Raw genomic sequence first — 14,922 nt, forward strand, 5'->3', positions numbered from 1 at the left:
GTCACGGGCGCGGCAGCACCGCCTCGAGCGCCGAGCCCCGGAGCGCCTCGAGCGCCGAGTCCGACCACGCCCGCGCCCGATCCGAGAACCCGGCCTCCACCGCGCGCCGGAGCAGCTCGATCGCCCCCTCGAGGTTCCCGTCCTTGGCGCTCGCGCGCGCCGCGCCGTACGCGTCCTCGCCGAGGCCCACGCGGCGGAAGATCGCCTCATAGAGCCGCGCCGACCAGTCGAACGCGCCGCGCTCGAACGCGATCTCCGCCATCCGCCGCGCGTCGTCCTCCGAGAGCTGCTCCACGATGTCCAGCGCCACGGCCGCGGCCCGCGCCACCTCGCCCTGCTCCACGAGCACCCGGATCAGCGGGCCCGCGACCTCCTTCCGGTCGTCGCCGGCCTCCCGGGCCGCCTCGAGCGCCTTCCGCGCCTGCTTCAGGTCCCCGAGCGCGAGGTGCACCGCGCCGACAAGCGCCGGGTCCGGCTCGCCGTGCTTGCGCGCCTGCGCGACCGCTTCCCCCGCGCGCTTCGCGTCGCCGAGGAGCAGGTGCGACCAGCCGACGAGCTCGTGCGCCTCCCGGAGCGCGCGCTTCGGCGGCGCCGGCGACTGCGCGAGCACCTCGGCGGCGAGCGCCATCGCCTCGCCCGTCCGCTCGTCCTCCAAGGCCCGGCGCGCCCGCTGGAGCAGCACGGCCGTCTCGGGCGGCATCGGCTCCTCCTGGAGCTCCGCGCGCCGGCGGTTCATGGAGGGCGACGGCGCCGCCGGCTCGGCGCGGAACCGCTGAAGGCTCTGGAACGCGGACATGACGAGGATGAAGGAGAAGAAGAAGAACCCCGCCCTCAGGAAGAGGATGGCGAGGACCACGGCGGCGACGCCCGAGATGGCCGCCGTCAGCCGGGCCCGCTTCGGGCCGAGCGCGTGCTCGAGGACGTGGCCGCCGTCGAACGGGAGCACGGGGATCAGGTTGAGGAGGCCCCACCACACGTTGACCGTGATGAGCATTTCCATCCCGCTCAGCAGCATGGCCGGGAGGGCGTAGAGCGCCGGGGTGTAGCTGAGCACGAGGTGCAGGAGCCCGGCGACGAGGAAGCCGGCGAAGGGGCCTGCCAGGCTGATCAGCACGTGCTGGAGCCGCCCGACGGGCAGGAGCGAGCGCCATGTCGTGGTCCCGCCCATGAAATGCAGCGTGATCTCCGGCTCGATCCGGTGCCGCTTGATGGCGAGCGCGTGCCCGAACTCGTGCATCAGGACCGACAGGAAGACGACCAGGATCCAGACGAGGAACGTCTGGTACTGCTGCCTGGCCAGGATTCCGTACCCGAGCAGGGCGGCGGAGAGCCAGAACCCGAGCTGGACGTCGACCGAGACTCCAAACAGACGGAAGCTCATGCGCATGTAATAAGCCGTGCGGGCCGTTCGCTCAATGATTGCCGTGCGGACGCGGCCGGCCGTAGAGTGCGCCGCGATCTTCCGCGCAGCCGCGCGCGCGTGCCCATCGGGGCGCGCCGTGCCCCTTCCTGGCCGCGCGGAAGCGGCGTCGGGAGCGAGCATGGGCAGGGAGATCCGGGTCAGTAGATGGGCGCTCGCCGGGGTTGCCGCGGCGGGCATCGCGTGCGGGGCCGCACCGGCGCCCGCGCCGTCCCCCGGGGCTGCGGCGGCGCCCGCACCGCCGTCCGAGGCCTCCGCGCCGGCCGCCGCCCGCCCGCCCGCGGCCTCCGCGCCGGTCGAGGCCGCTTCCGCGCCGCCGGCCGCAGCGCCGCCCGCGTTCGAGGTCCCGCCCAACACGGCGGTCCTCCACGTCGGCGACTCGTTCGCGGTGGCGGGCTTCGCGCAGGCGCTCCGCCCGCGGATGCAGGAGCACCGCGTGCGCTACGCGGTGAAGGCGGAGACGAGCTCGTACACGGTGACGTGGGCCTCCAGGATGGAGCTCCTGGTCGCGAACTACCAGCCGGACCTCGTGATCATCAGCCTCGGCGCCAACGAGGTGGAGAACGTCAACCCGCCGGCCCACGCCGGCGCGATCCGCCGCATCGTCAAGGCGATCGGCGGCCGCCCGTGCGTGTGGGTCTCGCCGCCGCTCTGGCGCAAGGACACCGGCATCATCGACGTGATCCGGACGAACTCGGCCCCGTGCCGCTTCTTCGACTCCGACGCGCTCGTGCCGGGCCCCCTCCCGCGCCAGAAGGACAAGATCCACCCGAACGAGGTGGGCGGCGCGCGCTGGGCCGAGGCCTTCTGGAGCTGGCTCACGGCGGAGCACCTTCCGGCCAGCGGGGAAGAAGGCGCAGCGGCGCCGCAGCGCAGCCCCTGGGCGCTCCGGCCGTCTCCGCCGGAGGAGCACCGCTCCCGCGCGGACGCCCCGGAGAGCGCGGCCCATCGGGGCGAGCAGGTGTCGGAGCGGCGGGCGGAGTGACTCCGAGCTGACCGGCCGGCGCCCTACGCCGGCGACGTCGCGACGCCCGCGCCGCGGTGGACAAGCCCCGGATCGTGGCCGAGCGCCCCTGCGATCGCCGCCCTCACGTCCCGCATCAACCGGTTGCGGCCCCCGGCGCCGTAGGGCGCCGGATCGATCGGCGGCATGATCGTGACAACCACCCGGTGGTGCTCCTGGACCACGAAATCCTTCGCCCGGAGCACGTGCCGCGTGCCGTCGATCGCCACCGGGAGGATGGGCGTGTTGGTCTCGATCGCCATCCGGAAGCCGCCGCTCTTGAACGGGAGGAGCGCGCCGGTCTTGCTCCGCGTCCCCTCGGGCGCGATCCAGACCCGGGTCCCGTCCTGCAGCATGGACGCGCCGACCTGCAGGCTCGCGCTGGCCTGCACGTGATCGCCCCGGTTGATCCGGATGAACCCGGCCGCCTTCATCGCCTGGCCGAAGATCGGCACGTTGAACAGCTCCTTCTTGGCGATCATCCGGAGCCGCCCGGGGATCGCCCGGAACACCACCGGGATGTCGAAGAGGCTCTGGTGGTTCGACATCACAACGAACGGCCGCGCGCCCGAGGCGTTCTCGCGCCCGCGCACCACCAGATCCACGTCCGCGTCCTCGAGCACCTTGCGCGCCCACCAGTCCAGCCGCTCATCGCAGCGCTCGAGGGTCACACGCCCGATCATCGCGTCCACTACGGTCGGAAAGCAGATCCGGGCAGTGTCGAAGATTCCCATGAACGTCGTCTGAAGGCTCATCGCTCTCTTCCCGCTGATTCCGCTGAAAGGTGAGGGGATCGCGTGGCGCGCCGGCGACCGAGCAGGCCCTGCCTTACGCGGCGGGCAAGCAACCCCCGAGGGGCGCCGAGCTCATCCAGCGCTCATCCAGCACTCGTCCACGGCTCGTCCGTACGCGAACGCCGCAAAGTATACCACTCAACCCCCGGCTGTGGTGCCGGTCACGGTCACTACCACGCGGCGCCCGTGGGGAGAACTACGGTGCTCCCAGACATACAGCGCTTGCCAGGTCCCGAGGGCGAGGCGGCCGCCGGAGATCGGGATCACCTCGCTGGAGCGGGTGATGGCGCTCCTCAGGTGGCCCGGCATGTCGTCGGGGCCCTCGTCGTCGTGCTCGTAGTCGCGGCCCTCAGGGGCCAGGCGCGACATCCAGCGCTCCAGGTCGCGGAGGACGGCCGGATCAGCGTTTTCCTGGATGATGAGGCTCGCCGACGTGTGCTGCAGGAACACGGCGCAGAGCCCGACGTCGACGCCCGCGCCGGCGACGACGCGCGCGACCTCGCGCGTGATATCGACGAAACCCCGGCCGTTCGTGCGGATCTCGAGCGTGCGCTGGACGATGGTGGTCACCGCGCCATCTTAGCCGCCTTCAGCGCGCGCGCCCGGCACGACGTCGACGATGAGCCCCCAGCTCGTCCATCGCTGGAACCACCCGCCGACGCGCTCGCCCAGCGCCGCGCCCGCCCCCTCTCCGGCGCCCTCCTCCTCGGTGCCGGCCGGCTCCCGAGCTCTGCTCGCCACCTCCTCACACGCCGGGACGAGCGGCACGCCCCGCCCGAGCGCCTCGAGGAGCGCGAACGCCTGAGGATCGAGCTCCTCGAAGCGGATCGTGAGGTCGGCGCCGCGGAACACGGCGAGGCGGACGGGGCGGGGCGCGGGCAGCGCGGGCGACAGGCCCTGCTTGAGCTCGCTCCTGAGGACGTGCGCCGGATGGCCGAGCCGCACCAGCGCGAGCAGCGGGTGCAGGACGATCCTCGCGGTGGACCAGCCGTCCGCCGGCATGTTCGTCACCTTCGCCGGATCGAGCGGAGGGGGCGAGGCGCCGTCGAACAGATCGACGAGGGCGTGCTCGTACCGCGCCACGTCGCGCGCGAGATCCCGCAGGGCAGGGGGGAACCCCTCGTGGGCGCCCGCGAAGTCGGCGACGTCTCGCCCGAGGTCGCGCAGCGTGAAGCTCGCGGGCGGGTGCGCCGCGAGGTAGGCCCTCGCGAATGCGTCGAAGCCTTCGTCGCCGAGGACGTGCGCCAGCGCGGGGTAGTCCTCGCGGAGCGCGTCCCTGTGCCGCAGCCAGAACTGCCGCCGGTAGATGTCGGCCTGCTCGGCGGGCGTGAGCCGCTCGCTCCCGGCGACGTGCTCGCGGCACAGGCCGGCGAGCTCGGCGTCGTCCGCGAGCGGCGCGCCGGCCGTGAACATGCGGGTGAGCTGCCGCGTCAGGGCGGCGAGGCCGGCCGGGGGCGCGGGGTCAGGCGGCGCGCGCACGCGCCACCTCCTCCCGGATCGCCCGCGCCTTCTCGGCCTCGGCGGCGAGGACCTCGAACGAGGGGATGTCGTCGTCCCACTCGATCAGCGTCGAGACGTCGCCAGTGCGGGCGACCGCGCGCCGGTAGAGCGCCCACACGGCGTCGACCACGTGATCGCTGTGGGTGTCGAGGATGTACGCGCCCTGGTGCGCGTGGCCGGCGAGGTGGAACTGCACGATCCGGTGGTGCGGCACGCCGTCGATGTAGGCCTCCGGATCGAAGCCGTGGTTGTACGAGGAGACGTAGACGTTGTTGACGTCGAGCAGGATGCCGCAGTCGGCCTCCTCCGCGATCGCCGAGAGGAACTCCCACTCGCTCATCCGGCTCGCCGTGAAGGTCAGGTAGCTCGACACGTTCTCGAGCGCGAGCCGGACCTCGAGGAAGTCTTGCACCACCCGCGCCCGCGCCGCGACGTGCCGCACGGCCTCGTCGGTGTACGGCAACGGGAGCAGATCGTGCAGGTTGATCCCGTGCGCGCCCGTCCAGCACAGGTGATCGCTCACCCAGGGCGAGCCCACCCTGGCCAGCAGCGCCTTCAGCCGGCGCAGGTAGTCGAAATCGAGCGGATCCGTGCTGCCGATCGACAGCGAGACGCCGTGCTGGACGAGGCGGTAGCTCGAGAGGAAGCGCTCGAGGTTGGCGACCGGCATGCCGCCGTCCACCATGAAGTTCTCGCTGATGATCTCGAACCAGTCGACCCGGGGCTGGTGCTCGAAGATGTGGCGGTAGTGCGGGATGCGCAGCCCGACGCCGACGCCGAGGTCGGGGAGTCCCAGCCGCATCCGTTCGAGGTTCACCATGGTTCACCGCGAGCCTTGCTCAGGGGTGGAGGGATGCGCCGCGGCGCCTCACGGCCCAGCGGATCCGCGTGGATCGGCGCGACGGCCCTGGCGGATCCGCGCAGATCGGCCCGACGGCCCCAGCGGGTCCGGCGGATCCTCGTGGATCCGCCGGACTCCGCCGGGCCGGGCCGGGCGCGCCGAACTTACGACGAGCAGTCGGCCGGCTTGCAGCCGCCCTTGCCCTTGCACTCGTTCTTGCCCGAGCACTCGTGGCCGGCGCCCTTGCAGCCGCCCTTGCCCTTGCACTCGTTCTTGCCGGCACAGCACTCCTTGGCGGCGGCCGCAGGCGCTTCGGTCGCCGCCGGCTCGGCCGCGGGGGCGGCGCCGCTCGTCTCAGGCGCCGGCGGAGGCGACGAGGCGCAGCCCGCGAGGCCCGCCACCATGCCCGACACCGCCGTCAACGCCAACGTCTTGCCCATATCGATCGTCATCTGATCCTCCACGCTCGTCTACGTCGCGATCACCGAGCCCACCGCGCGCCTCGCCAGAATGGCGCGCCCGCACGCTGGAGCCCGTCGGGTCTCGCCGGCCTCTCGACCGCGCTGAGCCCATCGGCTACGCGTCACTACGCCCGACCGGTTCCACGGTTTCACTCCGGACGCGTTGATTCTTCATTCAACTCCCCGTAAGTGAGCGGGGTTGACCTCCACGCCCACGCGAGCCCCCCCTGCGTGCACGGCGTCCGGCGGCGTAGCCTCGGTGGCTGGGGCGCGCGGCCAGCGTGCAGCGTTCCATGCACGACGTAACTCGCTTCGGACGGCAGGCGCAAGACAAAGCGTCCAGCGCGGCGCGCCGGCGCCGTGGCGGGTCCTCGTCCACCCGCGTCGCGGGGCGCTCCCGGTGCTCGCGGCGCTCTCGCTGGGGGCGGCCGGCTGCGGGGGGGCCCCGAGTGGAGGCGCTCCGCGTGGGGGGGCCGGCACGCCGGGCAGCGCGGCGGGTGATGCGGCCTCCGGGCGCGAGCTCCCTGTCGAGGCGATCGCCGCCGAGCTCGAGGCGCTGAGCGGCGCGATCCTCGAAGGGCGGGAAGCGACGTTCCGGGACATCCTGGCCGACGCGATCGCGAAGGACGCGTACCTGTGCCAGCCGGCGCCACGCCGCGTCTTTTCCGGAGCGCGCGGCGACGTGCCGGAGGGGGAGCGCCGGATCGCCGGGGTGATGCCGCACTACGGTCTCTTCTTCGGTCCGATGAGCTACCTCGTGCGGCGGCGCGGCGGTGCCTGGGAGGTCGACGTGCGCATCGCGGTCGATCCGCCGGAGAGCGCGGGCTGGCTCGAGCTGCCCGACTGCGGGCTGGCCGCCCGGCTCGGGGGCGCGATCGCGTGCCGCGGGACGCCGTATGCGCGCTCGGGATCGACGGACGCCTGCCCGGGGTCCGGCGTGTTCACGGCGAGGGCGACGCCCGCCGCGATCCGCGCGCTGCTCGAGCGCTGGTCGGACGAGGCCGAGGGGTACTGGAACCGCGACGCGCGCGCCTTCGGGCTGCCGGTGCGCTACGACTTCGACTTCGTGCTCGCGGACGAGGCGCGCGCGCGGGGGCTCCGGGTCGATCTCGCGGTGCCGCTCTCGCCGACGTGCGGCAGGACGCCGTACTTCAGCGCGATGCGGGCCGGCTGGTCGCTGCCCGTGCTCGCCCACGAGGTGGGGCACGTGCTCGGGCTGCTCGACGAGTACGAGGCGCTCTCCGGGATCGTCCGCTGCTATCCGAAGACGCCGTTCCCGGGCGCCGAGATCAGCCGGATGGGGCTGTCGATGAAGGAGGAGACGCGGCTGCTGCCGATCCATCACTACCTCGTGCTCCGCCGCTTCTTCTGCCGCGAGCCCGCGTCCATCGACCCGTATGCCGGCGCGATCCGCTGACCCGATGCCGGCGCGATCCGCTGACCCGATGCCGGCGCGATCCGCTGACCCGATGCCGGCGCGATCCGCTGACCCGATGCCGGCGCGACCCGCCGAGCGCCCCGCGCGGCCCCGCGGCGGCCGCCACCTCGCGGCAGCGGCGCTCGCCTACGTCAGCGCCGCGGCGCTCGCGTGGACGGGGCTCGCGGGCTGTCGCTCGGAGCCAGAGCGCGGCGCGGCGGACGCGGGGCCGAGCGCGGCGGACACGGGAACCAGCGCGGCGGACACGGGAACCAGCGCGGCGGACGCCGGGGCCGGGGCGCCTCCGGGGCCGAGGGCGCTCGCGCCGCCGGCGGAGCCGCGCTGTCCGCCGGAGATGGTGCGGGTCGCGCGCCGGTTCTGCGTCGATCGCTACGAGGCGGTGCTGCTCGACAAGGAGACGGGGCTCGAGATCTCCGCGTTCTATCCTCCGTCGCGCCAGGCGGCCGCGTCCGTCGAGCGCGTGTGGTCGAAGATGCGGCTGCAGCTCGGGGACGACGAGGCGCGCCGCATGGATCTGCCGCTCCTGCCCGGCTGGCAGAAGCAGCGCGAGTTCGAGCCGCGCGCGGTGTCGCGCAGGGGCGTGCTCCCGCAGGGCTACACGACCGGCGCGCAGGCGGAGCTCGCGTGCCGGAACGCGGGCAAGCGGCTCTGCTCGCTCGAGGAGTGGCGGACGGCGTGCCGCGGCGAGCGGGACGAGCAGTTCCCGTACGGACCGACCTACGCGGACGGGCGGTGCAACGTGTTCCGCGAGGCTCACCCGGCCGGCGTGCTCCACCGCGACGTGACGCTCGGGCACAGCGACCCGCGGCTCAACCTGGTGCGCGTCGCCGGGGCGCCGCTCCTGCGGCGGACGGGCGAGACCGCGACGTGCGCGAGCGCGTGGGAGGACGACGCGGTCGCCGACATGGTCGGCAACCTCGACGAGTGGATCGACGATCCGGAGGGGACGTTCGTCGGCGGGTTCTATGCGCGCGCGACCCGGGAGGGGTGCATGGCGCGCGTCGCGTCGCACGACTTCACCTATTTCGACTACTCGACCGGCGTCCGCTGCTGCGCGGATCTCCGCGCGCCGTTGTGAGGGCGCGCCGCCGGGCAAAATCGGCGCACGTCCGTCAAGCCGACATCGTCCTGGCGGCGCCCGCGGCCACGCCGAGGCGCTGCTCGTAGCTGGCGAGCGCGCGGGCCCAGGCCGGACGCGCTTCGCAGAGCTCGCGGTAGCGCCGGACGTGCGGATGGTCGCCGAGGAGATCCGCGCGCCAGGCCTGGCGGAGGACAGTCGTCATCGCGATGTCGGCAACGGTGAAGTCGTCGCCGGTGACAAATTGCTTGCCGTCGAGCCAGCGGTCGAGGGCACCGAGGCAGCGCTGCGCCCACGCGCAGAGCTCCGGTCGGAGGTCGGCGCCGGCCGTCTTTCCGAACTTGGCCTTCAGATCGAGCAGTACGATCTGCGCGATCGGCGGCTCGACCGTGGTGAGGGCCGCGAACGTCCAGCGCGTGACCTCCGCGCGCTTCCGGAGGTCGGACAGCTCACCCGCGCGCTCCGCAAGGTAGAGGAGGATCGCGCCGCTCTCCGCGATCACGAGGCCGTTGTCCTCGATCACCGGCACCTGGTTGAACGGGCTGATCTGCGCGAAATGCCCCTCGTTCAGCTCGCCCTTCGGCTGATCGAGGCCGTGCACCTCGTACGAAAGGCCGAGCTCCTCGAGGGCCCAGAGGATGCGGAGGTCTCGCGTGAGGCCGATCACCACGCTGGGCACCTTGCCGAAGCCGTAGAGCGTGATCGGACGAGCGGCGGGGGCGTCGTGCGCTTCCATCGATTCCATCCTCTAAACGACGCAGCAGCATGCGTGCAAGCTCGAGCGATCGCCCTCGGCGGTCTTTTCGATCTCGTCGAACGGCCAGGAAACCCGGCGTTTCTCGACATGGCGCACGGGAGGGCTTTGGCCAGGGGGAGCGCACGTTCCCGCAGGGCTCCGTCCGACCGCGCGCCGCCGCGGCGGGCGCGCGGCCGCGGCGGCGCGGGACGATCTGGTAGCATCGGCCGCTGCGCGGAAGGACGTCGCGCTCGTGCGACACCGCGGGGAGGACCGTCGATGCTTGCAGCCCGATATCACGTCTACGATTCAGCGGTGCTCGACGTGCCTATCGAGGAGGCATGGAGAGAGCTCCGCGATATCGTCGCGCTCCTGCCGATCGTCTTCGGTGACGGCGTCAAGGACTACCGTTACGTGGACGGCGGCTCGGCGGAGAAGATCCCGTCGCGCTTCGAGTTCACGCTCCACCCGTCGGGAGACAAGGCCGTGGAGGAGGTGGTCGCGCGCTCCGAGACCGAGCACTCCGTCACGTACCGGCTGCTCGGACAGGTCCTGGGCATCGAGGGGTACATCGCCACGTACCGGCTTCGCCGGATCACGACCGAGCCGGGCAAGACGTTCCTCGAGTGGCCCCGGGAGTTCGGCGTCGCGCCGGGCCAGGAGCCTGAGAAGGTCGTCCCGTCGGTCGCGGCCCTGACCGCGAACGAGGTCGTCGCCATCAAGGAGCACTTCGCGAAGCGCCGCCGCTCCGTGTGATGCACAGAGGCCTCGGCCGAGCGGACGGGGCCGAGGTGGAGCACCCGCGGCTCCGCATGGGATGGCAGCGGGGGGCCTGAGTCCGATGGCAACCGCTGGAGGGGCCGGTGCCGGCGGGTCATGACGGATCGCAACCGCTGGAGGGGCCGGTGCCGGCGGGTCATGACGGATCGCAACCGTCAGGAGGAGCCGGCGCCGGGGGTCTTCAACGGATCGCAACCGTTGGGAGGGGCCTGCCGCCGGGGGTCTTCGACGGATCGAGTGAGCGCGAAGGGCCTGCCGCCGGGGGTCTTCGACGGATCGAGTGAGCGCGAAGGGCCTGCCGCCGGGGGTCTTCGACGGATCGAGTGAGCGCGAAGGGCCTGCCACCGGGGGTCTTCGACGGATCGAGTGAGCGCGAAGGGCCTGCCACCGGGGGTCTTCGACGGATCGAGTGAGCGCGAAGGGCCTGCCACCGGGGGTCTTCGACGGATCGAGTGAGCACGAGGGGCCCGCGCCCGGGGGCTGCAACGGATCGCGTGCGCTGGAGCGGGCGCGAGCGACAGGTCCGCGACGGATCGATTCCGCTTGGGGCGGCCAGGACTCGGGTCTGCTGCCGCGCGATCACCGGGCCGTCCGTCCACGTCGGCGCGATTCGCACTTCCCGAGCGCACGCCGCCGTGACGAGGGCGCGCTCGAGAGGCCGCGACATCCCCTGATAGCATCGCTCCGCCGCGCATGGCGGTGTCGCGCCCGCGGCATCGGGAGGAGGGAGCCATGATCGACGCGCTTTATCACGTCTATGACTCGGCGGTGCTGGACGCCCCCATCGAGGAGGTCTGGCAAGAGGTCCGCGACATCACGAAGCTCATCCCTGTCGTCTTCGGGGACAACGTCAAGGAGTACAGCTACGTGGAGGGCGGCTCCGCGGAGAAGGTGCCGTCGCGGTTCGCGTTCACGCTCGTCTCGGGGGAGAGCGCGCTGGAGGAGGTGGTCGCGCGCTCCGAGACCGAGCACGCCGTCACCTACCGGATCCACGGGCAGATCTTCGGCATCGAACGTTACACCGGGACCTACCGGCTCCGGCGCGTCACGACCGAGCCGGGCAAGACCTTCCTCGAGTTTCCACGGGAGTTCGGGGTCGCGGCAGGTCACGACCCCGCGCAGGTCGTCCCGGCCATCGCCGCGCTCACCGCGAAGGAGGTCGCGGCGATCAAGGCGCACTTCGCGAAGCGCCGCCGCGCCGCCTGATCCGGCCGCCGCGCTGCGCGTTCAGGTGGTGGGCGGCCGACCACGAGGAAGGCCTCCGCGCCCGTCGGGCGGCGCCGGTCGCGCCAGCAGCCCCGCCATCCAGAAGACGCCGACGAGCAGCGCGCCGAGCACCGCGAACGCCGGGAGGCGTCGCGCCGCGCGCAGAGCGCCGCGCGGAGCGGCTCGATCTGCTCGGGCCGATCCACGAGGATCGCCATGCCGTCTGTGCCGATGTACCCGGTGATCTACTCCGCGAGCGCGCTCAGCCGGACCTGCGCGGCGCGCGCCCGCTCGTCGTTGCGGAGGGCCTCTTCTCCTTGGTCCTTCACGTCAAGGATTCGAGCGACGCCGGGGCCGCACGGCATGCGGCCAGGCGCGGCGTGGCATCGAGCACAGGGGAGCGATGCCGGGAGGCATCAGGCGGGGCCACCCGCTACGGCGACAGGACCCGGCTCACCTCGGTGACCTGGTGGTCGAGCGGGTACTCCAGGGCCGGTATCCAGCTATAGACCCGTGTCTGGATCACGCTGCCGGGGGGCGCCGTGAAGCCGAGCTCGAACTTCTGCCACCCGCCGTTGGAGTTGACCTCGGTGAACTGTGACGGCGCGAAGCGGCGGCGCGCCAGCACCTTGTTCGTCGTCGTGTCGAACACGTCGACCCACCCGAGGATGTGGCGGTCGTTCGGCATCAGCACGCCGTCGCGGTACTTGAAGTAGAAGCGCGCCACGTAGTTGCCAGGGTCGACCGACGTCGACGCGGAGGTGTCCACGTTCACCACCTGGTTCGGGCCGCCATTGGGCTGGCGGACGGTGCGGAGGGCGCCCTTCGCCGGGTCGTAAACCGTGTTGCTCGTTCCCGGGGTGAGGTCACACGCGCCCTGCGCGCACGCCCCGGCCCACCACTGGCTGAAATGCCCCGACGGCGTCGTGAAGTTGCCGGCGATCCACGGCAGACGCGGCCCGCTGGCCATCAGGCGGCTGCCGAACCTCGACGGCGCCGCGGCGCTGTATTCCTGGCCGAACTGGGCCAGGATCTCATCCACCGGGACCGTCCACAGGCCCTTGGAGTTCTGCGCCAGCGGCTTCGTCATGGTGCTCCCGTTCAGGGTGGCCTGTACGTACGGACTGCCGCTGCCGTAGAAGGCCTGCAATACCAGGCCGTCCGTGAGGGCCGCCGAGTTGCTCCCGTGCGGGTCGAAGCAGCCGGGGTTGGCGTTGCAGGCCGCCGCGTTCGCCTTGCGCACGTGCAGGGTATAGGCCGTGGAGCTGGGCGTCGTCGCGTCGAGGGCCACCACCACGTTCAAGCTGTTGGGGTTGAACGCGTCGCGCGCCTCCCGCCCGCTCGGATCCATCGCGTTCCCGATGACGAGGATCTCGCCGAACTTGAGGAAGACAGGGTAATCCACCCGCTGGGTGGTGGACAGGGCGAAGGCCCGTATGCCCGCGTTGTACACGGTCGACGCATGCCCGCTGATGAACTCCATGTAGCGACCAGGCGGGAAGTACACGTTCATGGACAGCCCGGCCTGCTGCTGGGCGAGGGTGTCCGTCGCCCGCAGCAGCGGGCGCACAAGCAGGGCATTGCCGAAGAAGAACTCGTCGATGGGGTCTGACGTGCTTGCGGCAGACGGCGCTGCGTAGATCGTGTGCGCCGTGTCGGATGCGTCGTCCAGCCACAAGGGGCGCATCAGGTGAGGCTGACCATCATCGAAGGTCCGGACGGCCTGATCGTAGGCGTACTGCTGCAGCCGCATGCGGAGCTGGTACGCCCACGTGACGATGTCCGCCCCGGAGCCGAGGTGCCAGAAGCCGAGCGAGCCGACGGCGCCGGGCATGAAGGCGTGGAGCTGCGCCTCGCGGACGAAGGAGGAGACCTCTCCATCGCCGATGCGGCAGCACTGATCGAAGCGCGAGGGCACCTCGTTTCCCTCCATGGGCTGGAGGACCCCATGGCTGTCCGCCGAGCACCACTTGCCGTCCACCGGTAGCAGGGTGCCATTCGCGTCTTTCTCCCCGGGGCAGACCAGGTTGGCGCAATCCGGCGAGCTGTCGCGTACCGAGGGCGACTTGACGCCCGCCTGCTCCAGCTTCGGGTGGAAGTAGCCGGAGGTCACGTGGGTGAGCATCTGATCCAGCCCGAACTTGAAAGGCCAGTAGCTCAGCAGCGGTCCTGCCGTCGTGCTGAGCGTCTCCACGGAGCCCGGACCATTCTGGAGATCCGTCGCGGTGCTGAACCAGTCGTTGCGGCCGAGGATGACGCTGTCGTCGATGTTCTTCCGGTAGTAATCGTAAATGAGGCGGAACGAGCCGTCCGGAAGGTAGCGGTCGATCGGAGCGTTGGGGGGGCTGCCGGCCCCGCACTGGGTGATGGACTTGTCCTCTTTGTCGTGATCTGCAGCATTTTGATAGGACGCACGGTTCGTCGGAACGTAGCCGCTCGGCAGCATCCGCGTGTGCACGCCGATGAACATCTCGTCTTCCTTGATCGCGCGGAAATTGCCGTAGCCCAGGTGCCCGTTCGACGACCCGGGCACCTGGTGCGCCGTCTGCACGAATTTCGTCATGGCGGTCGCGTTGAGCTGATCGAACGGGATGATGGCGCCGACCACGGCGTCCGTGGGCGCCATCCGCATGAACGCGAATACGCTATGTCCCGCGCGCTCCGGGAAGCGCAAGAACGGGTCCATGCCGAGCGTCTTGAGGACCCACTCGTAACCCTTGTATCTCGAGAGCGGTCTCCCGTCGATCACAGGGTTCTGGCATGGCGAGGGGGACCATGTCACGTCCGGCGGACAGGCATTGACGTCGATGTCACCGTTCAGGTTCTGCATGAATTCCGACGAGCAGGTATTGGCGTCGAATTCACCGTTCAGGTACATCATGGCCAGCTGCGCCGCCCCGTGGTGGCGCATCCCGATACCGGGAGCGATGCGGTAGCTATCCTGTAGCTCCTGCTCCCAGTCCGAGTACGAGGTGCCCTCCCGGAGCACGAGCGACTCCGTCGACGGGTGCGTCCAGATGCCGCCGAAGAACTTGGTCCAGGCGTTCGGGTGACACATGTTCGGCTTGGCCCAGTACCCGGAGCCCTGGATGAAGACGGACGGCGCGACGTGCGCGTCGGCGAGGCGCTGGCGGGTCTCCCGGAGCGCGGCCGATGTCGCTCCACCGGCGAGCGGGATCTGCGTGTCGAACTCGCCGTAGGTCTCCCAATCGAGGCCGAAGGCCGCCTTCGACGGGAACTTGGTACGCGGCCCCCAGGCCCGAGCCCTGCGTGAAGTACCCGGTGACCGCGCTCCCCGGATTCTCGCCCTGGTGGGCGACGGTCATCCCCCAGAAGTTGAAGGTGCCATTGAGGTTGCCGAGAACGTCGTTGCCGCTGAAGAAGAGCGTGTCCGGCGTGCGAGGCGTCGCGCTGGAGGCGGTGACGAGCGGCGCGTCCGCCTCGGCGACGTTCTCGTTCGCCTCTGTCGTCTCGGCCTGCCCACAGGCAGGCAGCGGCACCACGGCTGCCACGAGCACCGCACGGCTCCATGCGCTCGACGGGAAACGTCTCATGATCGCGTACCTTTCCGGCCCCGGTCCATCGCCAGCCGGGGAGCCCCGGGACCCTAGCGCCCGCGAACGTGCGCCCCCGTTAAAGGTCAATTAAACCCCGTTTAATGTTCC

General features: G+C 71.4%; 13 protein-coding genes. 5 read left to right on the forward strand and 8 right to left on the reverse strand.

Translation table 11 applies throughout. The annotated features are described in order from the left end of the window. Nucleotide 1: 1 nt before the first annotated feature. Nucleotides 2-1,381, reverse strand: coding sequence for a M50 family metallopeptidase (locus tag WMF19_RS19820; RefSeq protein ID WP_437900525.1), 1,380 nt, complete (start codon nt 1,379-1,381; stop codon nt 2-4). 160 nt (nt 1,382-1,541) lie between these two features. On the opposite strand from WMF19_RS19820, the gene WMF19_RS19825 reads away from it, so the two are divergent. Continuing rightward, on the forward strand, nt 1,542-2,405 hold the full coding sequence (locus WMF19_RS19825; RefSeq protein WP_437900526.1) for an SGNH/GDSL hydrolase family protein: 864 nt from the start codon (nt 1,542-1,544) through the stop codon (nt 2,403-2,405). Nucleotides 2,406-2,428: 23 nt separating this feature from the next. Here WMF19_RS19825 and WMF19_RS19830 read toward each other — a convergent pair whose 3' ends face one another. The 5 genes from WMF19_RS19830 to WMF19_RS19850 all read right to left on the reverse strand — a co-directional run bounded on the left by WMF19_RS19830 (nt 2,429) and on the right by WMF19_RS19850 (nt 6,010). Further along, nucleotides 2,429-3,178: a lysophospholipid acyltransferase family protein gene (locus tag WMF19_RS19830; protein ID WP_437900527.1), complete on the reverse strand. Its 750-nt coding sequence runs from the start codon at nt 3,176-3,178 to the stop codon at nt 2,429-2,431. 177 nt (nt 3,179-3,355) lie between these two features. Beyond that, a complete protein-coding gene (locus WMF19_RS19835; protein ID WP_437330149.1) occupies nt 3,356-3,787 on the reverse strand; it encodes a secondary thiamine-phosphate synthase enzyme YjbQ in 432 nt (143 codons plus the stop codon). A 9-nt stretch (nt 3,788-3,796) separates the two neighbouring features. Continuing rightward, nucleotides 3,797-4,696, reverse strand: a complete 900-nt coding sequence (locus tag WMF19_RS19840) for an HvfC/BufC family peptide modification chaperone (RefSeq protein ID WP_437900528.1) — start codon at nt 4,694-4,696, stop codon at nt 3,797-3,799. Continuing rightward, the gene (bufB, locus tag WMF19_RS19845) at nt 4,680-5,537 is read right to left on the reverse strand and encodes an MNIO family bufferin maturase (RefSeq protein WP_437900529.1); all 858 of its coding nucleotides are present in this window, start codon (nt 5,535-5,537) and stop codon (nt 4,680-4,682) included. The genes WMF19_RS19840 and bufB overlap by 17 nt, the downstream gene beginning before the upstream one ends. A gap of 185 nt (nt 5,538-5,722) precedes the next feature. After that, a complete protein-coding gene (locus WMF19_RS19850; protein WP_437900530.1) occupies nt 5,723-6,010 on the reverse strand; it encodes a hypothetical protein in 288 nt (95 codons plus the stop codon). 409 nt (nt 6,011-6,419) lie between these two features. Here WMF19_RS19850 and WMF19_RS19855 point away from each other — a divergent pair, with 409 nt between their 5' ends. Together WMF19_RS19855 and WMF19_RS19860 are read left to right on the forward strand one after the other, a co-directional pair. Continuing rightward, on the forward strand, nt 6,420-7,436 hold the full coding sequence (locus WMF19_RS19855) for a hypothetical protein (protein WP_437900531.1): 1,017 nt from the start codon (nt 6,420-6,422) through the stop codon (nt 7,434-7,436). Between the two features lie 76 nt (nt 7,437-7,512). Next, nucleotides 7,513-8,535: a hypothetical protein gene (locus tag WMF19_RS19860; protein ID WP_437900532.1), complete on the forward strand. Its 1,023-nt coding sequence runs from the start codon at nt 7,513-7,515 to the stop codon at nt 8,533-8,535. Between the two features lie 34 nt (nt 8,536-8,569). Here WMF19_RS19860 and WMF19_RS19865 read toward each other — a convergent pair whose 3' ends face one another. Continuing rightward, on the reverse strand, nt 8,570-9,271 hold the full coding sequence (locus WMF19_RS19865) for a glutathione S-transferase family protein (protein ID WP_437900533.1): 702 nt from the start codon (nt 9,269-9,271) through the stop codon (nt 8,570-8,572). A gap of 279 nt (nt 9,272-9,550) precedes the next feature. Here WMF19_RS19865 and WMF19_RS19870 point away from each other — a divergent pair, with 279 nt between their 5' ends. Next, on the forward strand, nt 9,551-10,027 hold the full coding sequence (locus WMF19_RS19870; RefSeq protein WP_437900534.1) for an SRPBCC family protein: 477 nt from the start codon (nt 9,551-9,553) through the stop codon (nt 10,025-10,027). Between the two features lie 756 nt (nt 10,028-10,783). Next, on the forward strand, nt 10,784-11,257 hold the full coding sequence (locus WMF19_RS19875) for an SRPBCC family protein (protein WP_437900535.1): 474 nt from the start codon (nt 10,784-10,786) through the stop codon (nt 11,255-11,257). Between the two features lie 433 nt (nt 11,258-11,690). Here the strand turns inward: WMF19_RS19875 and WMF19_RS19880 are convergent, their stop codons facing one another. Further along, the gene (locus WMF19_RS19880; protein ID WP_437900536.1) at nt 11,691-14,315 is read right to left on the reverse strand and encodes a hypothetical protein; all 2,625 of its coding nucleotides are present in this window, start codon (nt 14,313-14,315) and stop codon (nt 11,691-11,693) included. Nucleotides 14,316-14,922: the final 607 nt, after the last annotated feature.

Source organism: Sorangium sp. So ce124 (assembly GCF_051525235.1).
Classification (GTDB): Bacteria; Myxococcota_A; Polyangia; order Polyangiales; family Polyangiaceae; genus Sorangium; species Sorangium atrum.